Origin of the sequence: Corynebacterium sp. HMSC059E07, assembly GCF_001814395.1 — a bacterium.
Classification (GTDB): domain Bacteria; phylum Actinomycetota; class Actinomycetes; order Mycobacteriales; family Mycobacteriaceae; genus Corynebacterium; species Corynebacterium hesseae.
In genome coordinates this window covers 126,186-140,310 of sequence record NZ_KV816333.1, presented here as the reverse complement: position 1 = coordinate 140,310, position 14,125 = coordinate 126,186, and the positions used below count along the sequence as shown (strand labels likewise).

Annotated in this window: 13 protein-coding genes and 2 pseudogenes; 14 read left to right on the top strand and 1 reads right to left on the bottom strand. The window is 60.8% G+C overall.

Annotation, left to right across the window (positions count from 1 at the left end; all coding sequences use genetic code 11):
- Positions 1-61 precede the first annotated feature (61 nt).
- From HMPREF2967_RS10865 to HMPREF2967_RS10805, 14 genes and pseudogenes are all read left to right on the top strand, one after another.
- Positions 62-1,303 (top strand): MFS transporter, encoded by a 1,242-nt coding sequence (locus tag HMPREF2967_RS10865; protein ID WP_070686410.1) that lies wholly within the window; start codon positions 62-64, stop codon positions 1,301-1,303.
- Between the two features lie 64 nt (positions 1,304-1,367).
- A complete protein-coding gene (gene glmU / locus HMPREF2967_RS10860; protein ID WP_070686408.1) occupies positions 1,368-2,819 on the top strand; it encodes a bifunctional UDP-N-acetylglucosamine diphosphorylase/glucosamine-1-phosphate N-acetyltransferase GlmU in 1,452 nt (483 codons plus the stop codon).
- A gap of 36 nt (positions 2,820-2,855) precedes the next feature.
- The gene (locus tag HMPREF2967_RS10855) at positions 2,856-3,830 is read left to right on the top strand and encodes a ribose-phosphate diphosphokinase (protein WP_070520869.1); all 975 of its coding nucleotides are present in this window, start codon (positions 2,856-2,858) and stop codon (positions 3,828-3,830) included.
- Positions 3,831-3,988: 158 nt separating this feature from the next.
- A pseudogene (locus HMPREF2967_RS13480) lies at positions 3,989-4,045 on the top strand (hypothetical protein); the annotation flags it as partial.
- 77 nt (positions 4,046-4,122) lie between these two features.
- Positions 4,123-4,260, top strand: a pseudogene (locus HMPREF2967_RS13475) (DNA alkylation repair protein); the annotation flags it as partial.
- A 265-nt stretch (positions 4,261-4,525) separates the two neighbouring features.
- The gene (locus HMPREF2967_RS10845) at positions 4,526-5,182 is read left to right on the top strand and encodes a 50S ribosomal protein L25/general stress protein Ctc (RefSeq protein ID WP_070529222.1); all 657 of its coding nucleotides are present in this window, start codon (positions 4,526-4,528) and stop codon (positions 5,180-5,182) included.
- Between the two features lie 91 nt (positions 5,183-5,273).
- Positions 5,274-5,822, top strand: a complete 549-nt coding sequence (gene pth, locus HMPREF2967_RS10840) for an aminoacyl-tRNA hydrolase (protein ID WP_070683835.1) — start codon at positions 5,274-5,276, stop codon at positions 5,820-5,822.
- Between the two features lie 5 nt (positions 5,823-5,827).
- Complete coding sequence (locus HMPREF2967_RS10835; protein WP_070565799.1) at positions 5,828-6,706, top strand: fumarylacetoacetate hydrolase family protein; 879 nt, start codon at positions 5,828-5,830, stop codon at positions 6,704-6,706.
- Positions 6,707-6,801: 95 nt separating this feature from the next.
- Positions 6,802-7,266 (top strand): PepSY domain-containing protein, encoded by a 465-nt coding sequence (locus tag HMPREF2967_RS10830; RefSeq protein ID WP_232770831.1) that lies wholly within the window; start codon positions 6,802-6,804, stop codon positions 7,264-7,266.
- Positions 7,267-7,341: 75 nt separating this feature from the next.
- Entirely contained in the window at positions 7,342-8,247 is a 906-nt protein-coding gene (gene ppk2 / locus HMPREF2967_RS10825; protein WP_070447108.1) for a polyphosphate kinase 2, read from the top strand.
- Between the two features lie 30 nt (positions 8,248-8,277).
- Positions 8,278-9,483: a sensor histidine kinase gene (locus tag HMPREF2967_RS10820; protein ID WP_070520859.1), complete on the top strand. Its 1,206-nt coding sequence runs from the start codon at positions 8,278-8,280 to the stop codon at positions 9,481-9,483.
- Positions 9,464-10,135 carry a response regulator gene (locus tag HMPREF2967_RS10815; protein WP_070686406.1) on the top strand — a complete coding sequence of 224 codons (672 nt, stop codon included), beginning with the start codon at positions 9,464-9,466 and terminating at the stop codon, positions 10,133-10,135. The genes HMPREF2967_RS10820 and HMPREF2967_RS10815 overlap by 20 nt, the downstream gene beginning before the upstream one ends.
- A gap of 86 nt (positions 10,136-10,221) precedes the next feature.
- Positions 10,222-10,965: an ATP-binding cassette domain-containing protein gene (locus tag HMPREF2967_RS10810; RefSeq protein WP_070520853.1), complete on the top strand. Its 744-nt coding sequence runs from the start codon at positions 10,222-10,224 to the stop codon at positions 10,963-10,965.
- A 103-nt stretch (positions 10,966-11,068) separates the two neighbouring features.
- Positions 11,069-12,490 carry an ABC-2 family transporter permease gene (locus HMPREF2967_RS10805; RefSeq protein ID WP_232770828.1) on the top strand — a complete coding sequence of 474 codons (1,422 nt, stop codon included), beginning with the start codon at positions 11,069-11,071 and terminating at the stop codon, positions 12,488-12,490.
- Between the two features lie 177 nt (positions 12,491-12,667).
- Here the strand turns inward: HMPREF2967_RS10805 and HMPREF2967_RS10800 are convergent, their stop codons facing one another.
- Positions 12,668-14,122, bottom strand: a complete 1,455-nt coding sequence (locus tag HMPREF2967_RS10800) for a glyceraldehyde-3-phosphate dehydrogenase (protein WP_070597535.1) — start codon at positions 14,120-14,122, stop codon at positions 12,668-12,670.
- Positions 14,123-14,125 lie beyond the last annotated feature (3 nt).

Here is a 14,125-nt window from a genome sequence, read left to right as displayed (position 1 = left end):
GATAGAGATCAGGCAAACCTTAGGGCCCGGATAAGGTCGAGTCGGGCTTAAGATCACAGTCATGACTCAGAGCTCGTCACCCTCCCAGGAATCCGCCAACGCCCGCCGCTTCGTGTGGTCGAATGGCCTGCAGGACATGGGCGATCAATTGCTCTCCGGCAAGACCGTCCTCCCCTGGCTGTTCAGTGCGGCCGGGGTGCCGGGCTTCTTCACGGGCCTACTGGTCCCCTTGCGCGAGTCCGGCTCCATGCTCCCGCAGGCGGCCCTGACCCCGTGGGTGGTGTCCCATCCCGCCCGCAAGCGCCTGTGGGTGCTGGGCTCGGTGGGTCAGGGTGTGTGCGCGGCGATTATCGCGGCGGCTGCTGTGCTTGTTCGCGGCCCCCTCCTCGGCCTCATTGTCTGCCTCGCGCTTGCTGTTCTCGCCGTGCTACGCGCGCTGTGTTCGCTCACCGGCAAGGACGTCCAGGGCCGCACCATCTCCAAGGGGCGCCGCGGCGTGGTGACCGGACGGGCCACGCAGCTCGGCGGGGCGGTCACCCTGATTACCGGTGGCGTCCTCGCCGTTCTGGGCGAACTCCCGCGTTGGGGTCTGGCGGTGTTGCTGGCCATCGGCGCGGCCACGTGGTTCCTGGCAGCAGCGGTCTTTCGCAGCATCGAGGAGCCTGTGCCGGAAAGCTCCGGTCAGAAGGGGATAAACCGCAGCTGGTGGAAGGACACCTGGCAGCTATACACCCAGGATGCCCGCTTCCGTGGCTTCGTTAACGTCCGCGCCCTGTTGCTGGTCTCCGCCTTGTCCACATCCTTCATCGTGGTGCTTTCGCAGAACATCGGCTCGCAGGCGCTCAGTGGGCTCGGCGGCTTCGTCCTGGCTTCGGGCTTGGCCAGCCTCGTCGGCGGCCGGGTTTCCGGTGTGTTGTCCGATAAGTCCTCCCGCTTGGTCATGTCCTGGGCCGCGGGTGCCGCGGCATTCATCTTGCTGGTCATCGTGGCCTGTGCCGCGTGGGCGCCGACGGCTATGAGCATGTGGGCGCTTCCCCTCGGCTTCTTCCTGGTCAACCTGGCGCACGCCGCCATCCGCGTGGCTCGCAAGACTTATGTGGTGGACATGGCTGGTGAGGATAAGCGCACCCGCTACGTCGGGGCCGCAAACACCATGATGGGCGTCATCCTCCTCGTCGTCGGCGGCATCTCCGCCGTCATTGCACTCGCGGGCCCCTCGGCGGCCATCCTGTTCTTAGCGTGCATCGGCCTGATTGACGCATGGCGTGCCCGAGCGCTCCCGGAGGTGTCACACGGGAAGTAGGCAGCACGCGTTATGATGAAACACAGTAAGTCCTGACCCCCAATCACAGGAGAAGCACACACTCGTGGCTGAAGTAACTGACTGCGCCGCCATTGTCCTGGCAGCAGGCGCAGGTACCCGCATGAAATCCTCAACCCAAAAGACGTTGCATGAGATTGGCGGGAGGTCACTTCTCGGCCACGCCCTCCACGCAGCCGCCGGCCTGAATCCGGAGCACCTCGTGGTCGTCGTGGGCCACCAGCGTGATCAGGTCTCCCCTGCTGTCGATGCCATCGCCGAGGAACTGGATTGCGCAGTTTCTCAGGCGGTCCAGGAGGAGCAGAACGGTACCGGCCACGCCGTGCAGTGCGGCTTGAGCGCTCTGCCGGACTTTAACGGAACCGTCATCGTGACTAACGGTGACGTTCCACTTCTGCGTCCGGAGACTTTGCGCCAGCTGCAGGAAGCCCATACCGGCGAGGGCAATGCCGTAACAGTTCTGTCCATGACGCTGGAGGATCCCACCGGTTACGGCCGCGTGCTGCGCGCCGAGGATGGATCCGTCACCGCCATCGTGGAGCAGAAGGACGCCTCTGAGGAACAACGAAAGGTGCGTGAGGTCAACTCCGGCGTCTTTGCGTTCGACGGTGCCGTGCTTCGCGACGCTTTGACGAAGCTCAACTCCGATAACGCCCAGGGCGAGCTCTACATCACCGATGTGTTGGAGATTGCCCGCGAAGACGGCCACCGCGTTGGTGCGCACGTCGCCGCCGATCCGGAGGAGCTCTCCGGCGTCAACGACCGCGTGCAATTAGCTCAAGCCGGCCGCCTGCTCAACCGCCGCGTGGTTGAGGAAGCCATGCGCGGCGGCGCCACCATCGTTGACCCCGACACCACCTGGATCGGCGTCAACGTGACCATTGGCCAGGACGTCACCATTCACCCCAACACCCAGCTGTGGGGTGCCACGACCATCGCCGATGGCGCCGAAATCGGCCCCGACACCACGCTGACCAACATGCAGGTTGGTGAAGGCGCACATGTGGTGCGCACGCACGGCTTCGACTCCGTCATTGGCGGCAACGCGCAGATTGGCCCGTTTACCTACATCCGCCCCGGCGTCATCGTGGGCGAAGAAGGCAAGCTGGGCGGCTTCGTCGAGGCAAAGAAGGCACAGATCGGCCGCGGCACCAAGGTGCCTCACCTGACGTATATCGGTGACGCCACCGTGGGCGATTACTCCAACATTGGTGCTTCCTCCGTCTTCGTCAACTACGACGGCGTCAACAAGCACCACACCACCATCGGCAGCCACGTGCGCACCGGCTCGGACACCATGTTCATCGCCCCCGTCACCGTCGGTGATGGCGCTTACTCCGGTGCGGGTACAGTGATTAAGGACGACGTTCCTGCGGGAGCGCTCGCGGTCTCCGGCGGCAAGCAGCGCAACATCGAAGGTTGGGTGCAAAAGAAGCGTCCGGGCACGCCGGCAGCAGAAGCCGCCGGCAAGGCACAGGACGCCAAGGCTGACGAATAGACCACTAACTAACGACAAGTAAAGGGATATCTACCTATGACTGGCAAGGTTACCGGCAGCAGCAAGAACATGATGCTCTTCACTGGGCGCGCTCACCCAGCGTTGGCTGAGGCTGTGGCCAAGGAGCTCAAGACCGATCTGGTTCCAACCACCGCGCGCGATTTCGCCAACGGTGAGATCTTCATTCGCTTCGAGGAGTCCGTCCGTGGTGCCGACTGCTTCGTGATGCAGTCCCACACCCAGCCGCTCAACAAGTGGTTGGTGGAACAGCTCATCATGATCGACGCGCTCAAGCGCGGCTCCGCTAAGCGCATCACCGCCATCCTGCCCTTCTACCCATACGCACGCCAGGACAAGAAGCACCTGGGACGCGAGCCTATTTCCGCCCGCCTGGTGGCAGACTTGCTGGCTGCTGCTGGTGCCGACCGCATCGTGTCCGTGGACCTGCACACCGACCAGATTCAGGGCTTCTTCGATGGCCCGGTCGACCACATGCACGCGATGCCGATCTTGGTGGACTACATCAAGTCCAAGTACCCGCTGGACAACCTCGCTGTGGTCTCCCCCGATGCTGGCCGCGTGAAGGTGGCGGAGAAGTGGGCGCACGAGCTTGGCGACGCCCCACTCTCCTTCGTTCACAAGACCCGCTCCACTACCGAGGCCAACAAGACGGTGTCCAACCGCGTCGTCGGTGACGTCGAGGGCAAGGACTGCATCCTGCTCGATGACATGATTGATACCGGCGGCACCATCGCGGGCGCTGTCCGCGTGCTCAAAGAAGCCGGCGCCAAGTCCGTGGTTATTGCGTGTACCCACGGTGTCTTCTCCGACCCGGCCCGCGAGCGCCTGTCCGAGTGCGGTGCTGTCGAGGTCATCACGACCGATACCCTGCCGCAGTCCACCGAGGGCTGGGACAACCTCACGGTCCTGTCCATCGCCCCGCTGCTGGCTCGCACCATCCACGAAATCTTCGAGAACGGTTCCGTGACTACCCTCTTCGAGACTCACTAGAGCCTTCACCGAACCTGCTGCCGCCACTCTCAGTCCTTTGGGACTGCGAGTGGCGGCGTTCCTATGGTCATACTGTTAGGGTGACCAACCCCCAGACAGCATTTGCCGATGTACAACGAGCATTAACGTCGCTCGCCGATGCTTCCCAGGCCGAACCCATGTCCGCCTATATGAAGCACCAATTTGCCTTCTTAGGCGTGAAATCGACGCCACGGCGGCAGGCGGTGCGGTCAATCCTTGCCCGCTGCCCCCTAGATTGGCCGATGATTCTGAGCATTCTCCGTACGGCGACGAGTTCTTTATCCGCAAGGCAATCGGCTGGGCGCTGCGGGATCATGCGCGCCGCGATCCAGAGTGGGTGCGGGACTTTGTCCGCGACCACGAGCTGGCACCATTGTCTCAGCGCGAGGCGCTCAAACACCTTTCTTAGACCATCGTCATCTCCTTTAAGCAGGAGCGATAGCAAAAGGATGTGTTTTGTGGAGGCGGTCAAGTACGTGCTATGCTTTCCGAGTCTCGGCGAGGGAGAAATCCGTTATCGACGCGATTATATAAGTTAAGCAGTGAATTCTTTTTGCGGAATTCTTTTAAGCCTGCGATGACTCGTCCAAGACGTCCATCGGCAGGCTTTTGTCGTATCTACACGGTTCTTCATGAGCCCTTGCCGCACAACGATACTTTAAGGAGATTTACTTATGGCTTCTGAGCGCCCCGTATTGAAGGCTGAAGTCCGTTCCGAGTTCGGCAAGGGCTTCGCTCGCCGTCTGCGCGCTGCAGGCAAGATCCCGGGCGTCGTCTACGGCCACGCCGTCGACGTTCTGCACTTCGCCGTTGACCGCCTGGAAATGACCGCACTGGTCCGTAACCACGGCGTCAACGCCGTGTTCGAGCTGGAGCTCGAGGGCGAGCAGCACCTGGTCATGGTCAAGCACATTGACCAGAACGTCCTGACCTTCAACATCGACCACATCGACCTGCTCTCCATTAAGCGTGGCGAGAAGGTTGAGGTCGAGGTTCCGGTTGTCCTCGAGGGCGAGCCGGCTCCGGGCCTCATGTCCATCCAGGATGCCGACGTCCTCCTCGTCGAGGCAGACGTGCTCAACATTCCGGAAGAGATCGTCGTGTCCATCGAGGGCCTCGAGGACGGCACCGTGGTCACCGCCGGCGAGGTTTCCCTGCCGGAGGGCACCACCCTTGCTGCCGAGGAAGACACCGTCATCGTCTCCATCTCCGAGCCGGAGGTTGATGAGGACGTCGAGGCTGCCGCTGAGGCTGCTGAGGAAGGTGGCGCTGAGGCTGGCGCCGAGTCCGCCGACGAGTCCGCTTCCGAGGAGAAGAAGGACGAGGAGTAAACTTCCCCTCACCTATCTAACGCACCGCGCCTGCCCCCAGCTTTCTGGGGACGGACGCGGTTCGCCGTTTTTCGCCCCTACGCTGTTTAGAATGGGCAGCGTGACTTCTTCTCCCTTTCTCGTCGTTGGTCTAGGAAACCCCGGCCCGAAGTACACCGGTACCCGCCACAACATCGGCTTTGACGTGGCTGATGAGCTAGCCCACGAGCTATTCGCTACCTTTTCAGTTCACAAGAAGACGAACACCGATATAGCCGAAGCGCGGCGTGGGGACACCAAGGTGATCGTCGCCAAGCCGCGCAGCTTTATGAACCTGTCGGGCGGACCCATCAAGGCCCTCGCCCAATACTTCAACGTTCCTCATGATCACATCATCGTTGTCCACGATGAGCTGGAGCTCGACTTCGCCACCATCAAGCGGCGCCTCGGCGGCGGGGACCACGGCCATAACGGGCTGCGCTCCACCACGAAATCTCTGGGCACCAAGGACTACCAGCGCCTTTCAGTCGGCATCGGCCGCCCGCCCGGGCGCATGGACCCAGCCGCATTTGTGCTTAAAACATGGAACAAGCAGGAGGCGCAGGAGGTCCCCATCATGTGCGCCGACGCGGTCGATGAGATTCTTCGCGCGCTAGACTAACTGCCATGAAACTCGCTACCCTCCGCACCAGTTTTGGCACCTGCGCTATCCGTATTGACGGCCCCAACGTGGGCACCGAGCTGGATTATGAGGACGTAGGAGAACTGCTCGCCAGCCCCGATTGGTACAAAGCTGCGCAGCTCTCCGGTGAGCCCGTGGTTTTCGACGACGCCGACCTCGCCCCCGTCATCCCGAACCCAGGAAAGATCATCTGTGTTGGCGTCAACTACGCCAAGCATGCCCGTGAGATGGGCCGCGAGCTGCCTACACAGCCCACGCTCTTCATCAAGTTCCCGGAGGCTCTGACCGGGCCCTTCGACGATGTCTATGTGCCGGACTATGCCACGAAGAAGCTGGACTATGAAGGAGAGCTCGCCGTAGTCATGGGCCGCCGCGCGCACCGGGTGAGTGCGAAAGATGCGCTGGATTACGTGGCCGGCTATGCCATTATGAACGATTACACTCTGCGGGATTATCAGCGCGCCACCACGCAGTTCCACGCCGGTAAATCCTTCTACCGCACCGCCGGCTTCGGACCGTGGTTGACCACGACTGATGAATGGGCCCCGGGCAAGGCCGCGCGGCTAGTCACGACCGTCGATGGTGAAGTCCGCCAGGACGATAACACCGATGACCTCATCTTCTCCGTGGCCGAGCTCATCGCCTTCTGTTCCTCCCTCTACCCTCTGAATCCAGGCGATGTTATTGCCACCGGCACCCCGGAAGGCGTGGGCTTCGCGCGCGGCGAGGAAGCACTGCTTGGCGACGGCTCCCGCACCCGCATCAGTATCGAAGGGCTCGGCGCGATTGAGAACACCACGCGCTTCGGCGAACCTCCCGCTGCCGGGGGCTGCGGCGAAGACTGTACCTGTCACGGCCGTTAACATTCAGCCTTATCCAGGATCTTCAGCGAAAACTGACAGGCTTCGTTAGGGTGGGACACCACACGTGCCCGACTGACCAAGGAGGATGAGCCTCAATGACTCTTTGCTCCCGCTTCACCGCCGCAGGCCTCGCACTATGCGCCAGCACCGCGCTGGTTGCGTGCTCTTCAGATAAAGAGGCCGATCCCGCCCCGACGCCGACTCCCGCGTCTGTGGAAACCGTGACGGAAACAGCCGTTGCAACTGGCGCGGACCAGGGCGATGATGATGACGACGATGACCGCGATGACGACGCCCAGCAGCCTGCAGACACCGCTGCTGCCGGGGACGCCGGAAATGCAGTGGATTCTGGGAAACTCACCGGCGATGACGCATTCGAGAAAGCTTTAGCCCATGCCGGCGTTGATGCCCAGGCCGTCACGGAGAAGGAAGTCGACTACGACGATGGTGATGACGGCAAGGGCCCGCACTGGGAGATTGAATTCAAGGCTAATGGCCAGGAACATGAACTCGACGTCGACGCCGCCAGCGGCGCGGTGACGCAACACGAGGTTGACTAAATACCTCCCAATTCGCCCCACTTACCTAACCCCCGCGGTTAGGTATTTTCCCAGCTAAGCGGTAAATTTAGAGGTATGAGTTCACAGTCTAAGAAGTCTGCCACCAAGCCGCCGAAGCTAGATAAGCAAGCCTATGAGGACGAGCTCAAGCGCCTCCAAGCAGAGCTCGTCGAGATGCAGCAGTGGGTCGTTGAGACCGGCGCCCGCGTGGTCATCATCATGGAAGGCCGCGACGCCGCCGGCAAGGGTTCCGCCATCAAGCGCATTACGCAGTACCTCAACCCGCGTACCTGCCGCATCGAGGCGCTGCCGAAGCCCACCGACCGCGAGGCGGGCCAGTGGTATTTCCAGCGCTACATTGAGAAGCTGCCCACCGCCGGCGAGATCGTCATCTTCGACCGTTCCTGGTACAACCGCGCCGGCGTGGAGCGTGTCATGGGCTTCTGCTCCCAGCAAGAATACGTGCGCTTCCTTCACCAGGCTCCGCTGCTGGAGCACATGCTCATCGAGGATGGCGTCATCCTTCTTAAGTACTGGTTCTCCGTTTCTGATGAGGAGCAGCTCGCACGCTTTAAGTCCCGCCGCAACGATCCGCTGCGCCGCTGGAAGCTCTCCCCCATGGACTTGCAGTCCATTACCCGTTGGGAAGACTACTCGCGTGCCAAGGATGAAATGTTCGTCCACACCGATACCCCGTCCTCCCCGTGGTACACCGTGGAATCCGAGGACAAGAAGCGCTCGCGCATCAACGTGATCAACCACATCCTCAAGATGGTTCCGTACCAGCACGTAGAGCAGGATGTTCCTGAGATCCCAGATCGCCCCGAGCTCGAGGCCGAATACGTACGCCCGCCGCGCAATGAATTTGCCTACGTACCAGATGTCGCAGCCGATTTGGAGCGCGACAAGGTCAACGGCAACGGCTCCGGCAAGAAGCAGGGAAAGAAAAAGAAGGGCAAGAAGGACAAGAAAAAGAAGTAGTACTTTCGGCATGTACTACCATGGCCGTCTATGAGCTCTTCCCGCACCGCGCGTACCTTCCTGTCCTCGGTGCATTTGGGGGACGCGCTACTCGCAGGAGTCGCGGGGCTCGTAGCGGCCTTTTATTGTGCCTTGGCGTTTTCCTCTTCCGGAACGGTGGAAGTACTCGAGGCTCTCTTGTCGCTGCTGTTCATACCGTTCTTCCTCGTGTGGCGCTCGAGGCCAATCGTGAGCGCAACAGGATTCCTAGTTCTGCTCCTGGCCTGGGCTGTCATATGGATGAACCAGCTCCCCACCAATAGCGGCCTCACCCCGTGGGCGCTGACCGCCCCCATGGCCGTGTACACCACCTCGCGGTACATCACCCAGAGGCTGGTTCCGCGGGTGGTCCTCCTCATCACCGCACTCGGTACCTTTATCTCCCCCTTCATGTGGCGCATCGACACTGAGACTTACCTTCTGCGCTATGAGGTAGACACACCCTTCCTTGCCATGGTGGTGGCCCATTGGGCAGTGCTGGGCAGCACGTATTTCATCGCTGCCCGGTATTTTGACCGTGATCGCCAACGGGAGATACTAGCCCGCGAGCGCTTCCACCAGGCACAAGAAGAAGAACGCCTCCTCATTGCACGGGAACTGCACGATGTCCTTGCCCATTCCCTCACCCTGATTAAGGTTCAGGCTAATGCAGGCATCGTTGCAGCGAATACGGACTCCGGCGCGGCTGAAGAAGCACTTCTTTCGATCCGCGATAATGCGGATACCGCCCTGCGCGAGGTTCGCGGAATCGTCGCTGCCTTGCGCTCACCCCGACCCACGGCTCTGGAGCCTGCTCAACAACTTGAGCACATCGAAGGAATCCTCGAAGGCTTCCGCGCTGCTGGGCTGAAAGTCGACGCAAACCTCCCAGCTGAATACGCCGTGCCGTCGTTGGTGCAGATGGCATTGGTGCGCATTACCACGGAGGGCTTGACGAATGCTCTGCGCCATCAGGGCGTCGGCACGCATGTCGTGGTTGAGCTTGTACTTGATGACGCCGCCGCGCTCACCCTCACCTCCACCAATCCTCATCCCACGCCAAGCAACGTCGCGGGCAGCGGCGTGGGCTTAGTCGGAGTAGCGGAACGAGCTCGTTCGCTCGGCGGTCGCCTCGACTATTCCGGCGATGCTCATTCCTTTTCCTTGCACGCACAGATACCGATGAAGGAGACCAAGGATGCCACACAGCAGATCTAGAATCCGCGTCTTATTGGCCGATGATCAAGCAATGCTGCTCTCAGCGTTGTCTACCATCCTCACTACGCAAGAAGACATCGAGGTCGCGGCAACCGCTGCCACTGGGGCGGATGCCGTGGCAGCAGCACTAAGCCACCACATTGATGTGGCTATCCTCGACATTCGCATGCCCGGCATGGACGGCATCGGAGCGGCTCAAGCCATACTCGAGCGCAAGCCCGAGTGCCGCATCATCATGCTCACCACATTCAATGATGAAGAACTCGTGGCGCGGTCCATCTCCGCTGGCGCCCACGGCTTCCTGCTGAAGGATGCCGACCCAGAGGTTCTTGTGACCGCCGTTCGCAACGTGGCGCAAGGAGAATCGGTGCTGGCCGCCGGGGTAACCGGCCCAGTGCTGGAGGCTTATCGCTCGGCGCTGACGCGCGAAAACCTCAGCGCCCAGGAACGCCAAGGACTCAGTCTTGTAACACGCCGCGAGATGGAAGTGCTTTCGCTCATCGCGCGTGGTGCTACAAATGCGGAGATAGCCGCCGACATGGTCATCGCAGAAACCACGGTGAAAACTCACGTCTCCGCGCTCATGTCTAAACTCGCCGCACGTGACCGAGTGGCCCTCGTTCTCTTAGCGCAGCGTGCTGGGGTTGCCTAAGCTCCTACCACGGTAGGAGGTCTGCTCGCTGAAGACCATCATGCAGGCGGATTCCTTTATGATGAGCCCCGGCGATACTGCATTTTATGAATTGCGATATCTCTTTTGAGCACATCTCGAAGTCTTTTGGTCGGCAACGAGTCCTCGATGATGTTTCCTTCCGCATCTCCCCGGGCCGCGTGCATGCGCTCCTCGGGCGCAACGGAGCAGGAAAGTCGACGCTCTTCTCCATCCTCTTAGGTCTCCTGCCGCCCGACTCGGGCTCCATCAACGTGGCGGGCCAACCATGGAGCCGCAATGTACTTCGCCGCATTGGTGCCTCAGTGAACGGGCCAGCCTTTTATGGCCATCTGTCTGCCTCGGCGAATCTTCGCGTTCACGCTCGACTTCTAGGCCTTCCTGATTCCGAGATTGACCGGGGTCTCTCCATCGCAGGGCTCAACGGCGTTGGCTCCAAGAAGGCGAAATCCTTTTCCACTGGTATGAAAGCCCGCCTGGCGTTAGCGCAAGCTCTCCTCGGCAATCCAGAGGTACTTGTTCTTGATGAGCCCCAGAATGGCCTCGATCCCCAAGGCATCATGGAGTTGCGAGAGCTACTACAACAACTAGCCGCGGCTGGGCACACCGTTATCGTCAGCTCCCACCAGCTTGGAGAGGTCCTGCACCTTGCCCATGACATCACCGTCTTGGCCGAGGGTACGATTCGCTATTCCGGTTCCCTGCACGAGCTAGCTCCACGTGGTCAGTTGGAGGAAGAATTCTTCCGACTTACCTCACCGAGCCACCCCTCCCAAGCGCCTACCAACCGGGAAGGAGAGTCACGTGCCTAAGCACACTACTGCCCCTCGCCCGAGTTACCTTTCAGCAGAACTACTGCGCAGCCGTGGAAGCGCCTTACAGTGGTTGCCTTTACTTGCTCTACCGCTGGTCCTCATGACGATGATCTTCTCATCTATGGCATCGGTGCACAGTGATGCCACAGGCGTCTTGGCTTGGCAATCCTTGTTTGTTACCGGCATGTATTCCCCTCTTACTGGGCTGTTCGCTACCATTCCAGAACGCCGCGAGACCATCACTCGCAGCGGCGGAACGCAATGGAGAAACCTCAACCCGCGTCTCGAGAATGCTGCCCGCTTTATCGTTGTCATTGTCAGCCTTGCGCTCTTCCATATTCTGAACTTTGGTGTTTCTTGGTTCGTTGTCGCTGCCCAGGGGCGGGAGAATCATGAACTTATCCTCGTAGCTGGGCTCTACTCCTTCCTTGGCGCGCTTGGCATTGCCGGGCTTTCCGCCGCCTGTGCCCGCCGACTGGGCTTCGGCTTAACGCTGGTAGCCGCGGCCCTATGGCAAATAATCAGCATCCTTCCGTGCACTGTCGAATCAGGCAGGTGGTGGGCCTTTCCCCCAGCATGGCCGCAACGATTGCTTCTGCGCGCATTGCGTATTCACCAGAACTCGGTGCCTCTTGAACCACACGACCCACTTCTCACCAGCAGTCCACTACCGGCTTTCATATTGTGCGTCATCCTCGCCGTTCTCGGAGCATTAGCCGCGGTCTACACGCCGCGACGATACCGGCCAATGTTCTCGCTGCGACACCGTTTCGCGCGTTCCACAACGGCCCAGACTGATGCCGACGTTGCTAATACCACCATGGAAGAAGCCCAAGTATGGCAGCCAACGAGCCACCCCCGTGCGGCGGCACAGTCCTCGCTGTGGTCCACGTTGCTAGGACTCCACCGTGCAGCTTTTAGCCCAGCGGTGTTCTCTTGCTTGATGCTCAGCATTCTGGCGCTAGGCTTTGTCGCCCTGCAATATCCCGCTAACTACGTCGAAGGTTTCTTTCACTACTTTCTGCTTCCGGTCGGCGCAGGTATCTTGCCGGTCCTCGTTTGGCCCCGTGTAGCTGATTCATGGCCGTTGGTCCATATGGAAACACGGTTCGGCACATCCGGAATTCTCCTCTGGTTCCTGTGTGTCATCCTGGCGGTATGCGCTGCCGCATACCTGGCCAGTGCGCTCGCAGGTGGTGATGGCGCTGCACAGTTTTCCGCTTTGCCCCTTGCGGTTGGGGTGGGCTATGTCATCGCAGCTGTATCACTCATTCTGGTGATTCGCTTCGGCACTGTGAGCGCTATCGCTCTCACAATCGTAGGGACGATTGTCTCCGTCACCTTGGGCGGCGATGTCTTGGCTGATACCGGTCTGTGGGTACTCGCCTTCCCCGCCTGGCCTTTGGTTGCGCACTCACCTTTGCGCTATGCCGTCGCTGTGGTGTTGGCCGCAGTGCTCGGGGTGGCCGCGACATTGCGCGCACGACATTTACTCCATACTCGAGCGCTGTCTTCCCGCTAAAACTGACCAATCTGACGAAAACAGTCTAGATTTTTCGATCTCGGCCCCTACTTTTGGCAGATCGGGCAGTTGTGGGCGTGAAGCATCCTGGCAATGCTAGGTCGCAAGCCGAGCAGGACCCTAAAACAGCACTACCGCCCGCGCCATGCAGCACGGGCGGTAGCAGTGTTTTAGCGTTTAGAGCTCAGAAACATCAACGCGCTTCGGGTAGACCACCGGGCGAGCGCCGGCGATTTCCTCGACGATGCGGATGACCTGGTTGGAGTAGCCGAACTCGTTGTCGTACCACACGTAGAGCACGAGGTGCTTGCCGGAGGAGATGGTGGCGAGGCCATCGACGACACCAGCGTGGGTAGAGCCCACGAAGTCAGAGGACACAACCTCCGGGGAGGCAATGTAGGAGATCTGCTGGCGCAGGTCAGAGTGCAGGGAGACGTTGCGCAGGAAGTCGTTGACCTCGTCGCGGTCGGCTTCCTTCTCCAGCTCGAGGTTGAGCACAGCCATGGAGACATCCGGGGTAGGAACACGGATGGCGTTACCGGTGAGCTTGCCAGCGAATTCCGGGACAGCCTTGGCCACAGCCTTGGCGGCACCAGTCTCCGTGAGCACCATGTTCAGGCCGGCTGCGCGGCCGCGGCGGTCACCCTTGTGGAAGTTATCGATGAGGTTCTGGTCATTGGTGAAGGAGTGTGCGGTCTCCACGTGTCCGTGAACCACGCCGTAGCGGTCGTTGATGACCTTGAGCACCGGGGTGATGCCGTTGGTGGTGCAGGATGCGGCGGAGAGGATCTGGTCGGAATCCTCGATATCGCCGTGGTTGATGCCGTAGACGATGTTCTTCAGGTCGCCCTTGCCCGGAGCGGTCAGCAGCACGCGAGCCACACCCTTGGACTGCAGGTGCTGGGACAGGCCCTCGCGGTCGCGCCAGACACCGGTATTGTCCACGACGATGGCGTTGTCGATGCCGTACTTGGTGTAGTCGATCTCCGCCGGGTTGTTGGCGTAGATCATCTGAATCTTGGTGCCGTTGGCCCAGATGACCTCATTCTCCTCGTCGACGGCGATGGTGCCGTTGAAAGCACCGTGTACGGAGTCACGACGCAGGAGCGAGGCGCGCTTGAAGATGTCAATGTCGCCCTTCTTGCGCACGACGATAGCGCGCAGGCGCACGCCGCCGTAGGCAGCTTCGCGGGCGATGAGGATGCGGGCTAGGAGGCGGCCGATGCGACCAAAGCCGTAGAGGACAACGTCGGTGGATTCCTTATCCACAGCAGCGCCGACGAGATCCACGAGGGTCTCCTCGAGGTAGTTGCGCAGGTTGTCGGAGCCGGATTCCTCGAAGCCAGTGGCCAGGCGGCCCAAGTCGATGGAAGCGGTGCCCAGGTTCATCGAGCACAGTTCCTTGAGGATGGGCAGGGTCTCTGCGGTGGGAAGCTCGCGCTCAGCGATGCGGCGGGCGTAGCGGTGCGCCTTGATGATGTCGATATCGGTCACACCGATGAGCAGGCGGCCGTAGATAGAGGTGACAACGTTGTTATTGCGGTGCAGCTGGTGGATGAGCGGGATCATCTCTTGGGCCAGCTCCAGGCGCTCGTTCCAATCCTCGTGCCCAATGTGCGCGTTCGAAGTCACGTA

What these genes read in the sequence shown, in the direction of transcription:
- HMPREF2967_RS10810 (WP_070520853.1), top strand. Translation starts at nt 10,222, where the DNA reads ATGAATTGCGATATCTCTTTTGAGCACATCTCGAAGTCTTTTGGTCGG.
- pth (WP_070683835.1), top strand. Translation starts at nt 5,274, where the DNA reads ATGGGCAGCGTGACTTCTTCTCCCTTTCTCGTCGTTGGTCTAGGAAAC.
- HMPREF2967_RS10845 (WP_070529222.1), top strand. Translation starts at nt 4,526, where the DNA reads ATGGCTTCTGAGCGCCCCGTATTGAAGGCTGAAGTCCGTTCCGAGTTC.
- HMPREF2967_RS10820 (WP_070520859.1), top strand. Translation starts at nt 8,278, where the DNA reads ATGAGCTCTTCCCGCACCGCGCGTACCTTCCTGTCCTCGGTGCATTTG.
- HMPREF2967_RS10830 (WP_232770831.1), top strand. Translation starts at nt 6,802, where the DNA reads ATGACTCTTTGCTCCCGCTTCACCGCCGCAGGCCTCGCACTATGCGCC.
- ppk2 (WP_070447108.1), top strand. Translation starts at nt 7,342, where the DNA reads ATGAGTTCACAGTCTAAGAAGTCTGCCACCAAGCCGCCGAAGCTAGAT.
- HMPREF2967_RS10815 (WP_070686406.1), top strand. Translation starts at nt 9,464, where the DNA reads ATGCCACACAGCAGATCTAGAATCCGCGTCTTATTGGCCGATGATCAA.
- HMPREF2967_RS10855 (WP_070520869.1), top strand. Translation starts at nt 2,856, where the DNA reads ATGACTGGCAAGGTTACCGGCAGCAGCAAGAACATGATGCTCTTCACT.
- HMPREF2967_RS10865 (WP_070686410.1), top strand. Translation starts at nt 62, where the DNA reads ATGACTCAGAGCTCGTCACCCTCCCAGGAATCCGCCAACGCCCGCCGC.
- HMPREF2967_RS10835 (WP_070565799.1), top strand. Translation starts at nt 5,828, where the DNA reads ATGAAACTCGCTACCCTCCGCACCAGTTTTGGCACCTGCGCTATCCGT.
- HMPREF2967_RS10805 (WP_232770828.1), top strand. Translation starts at nt 11,069, where the DNA reads ATGACGATGATCTTCTCATCTATGGCATCGGTGCACAGTGATGCCACA.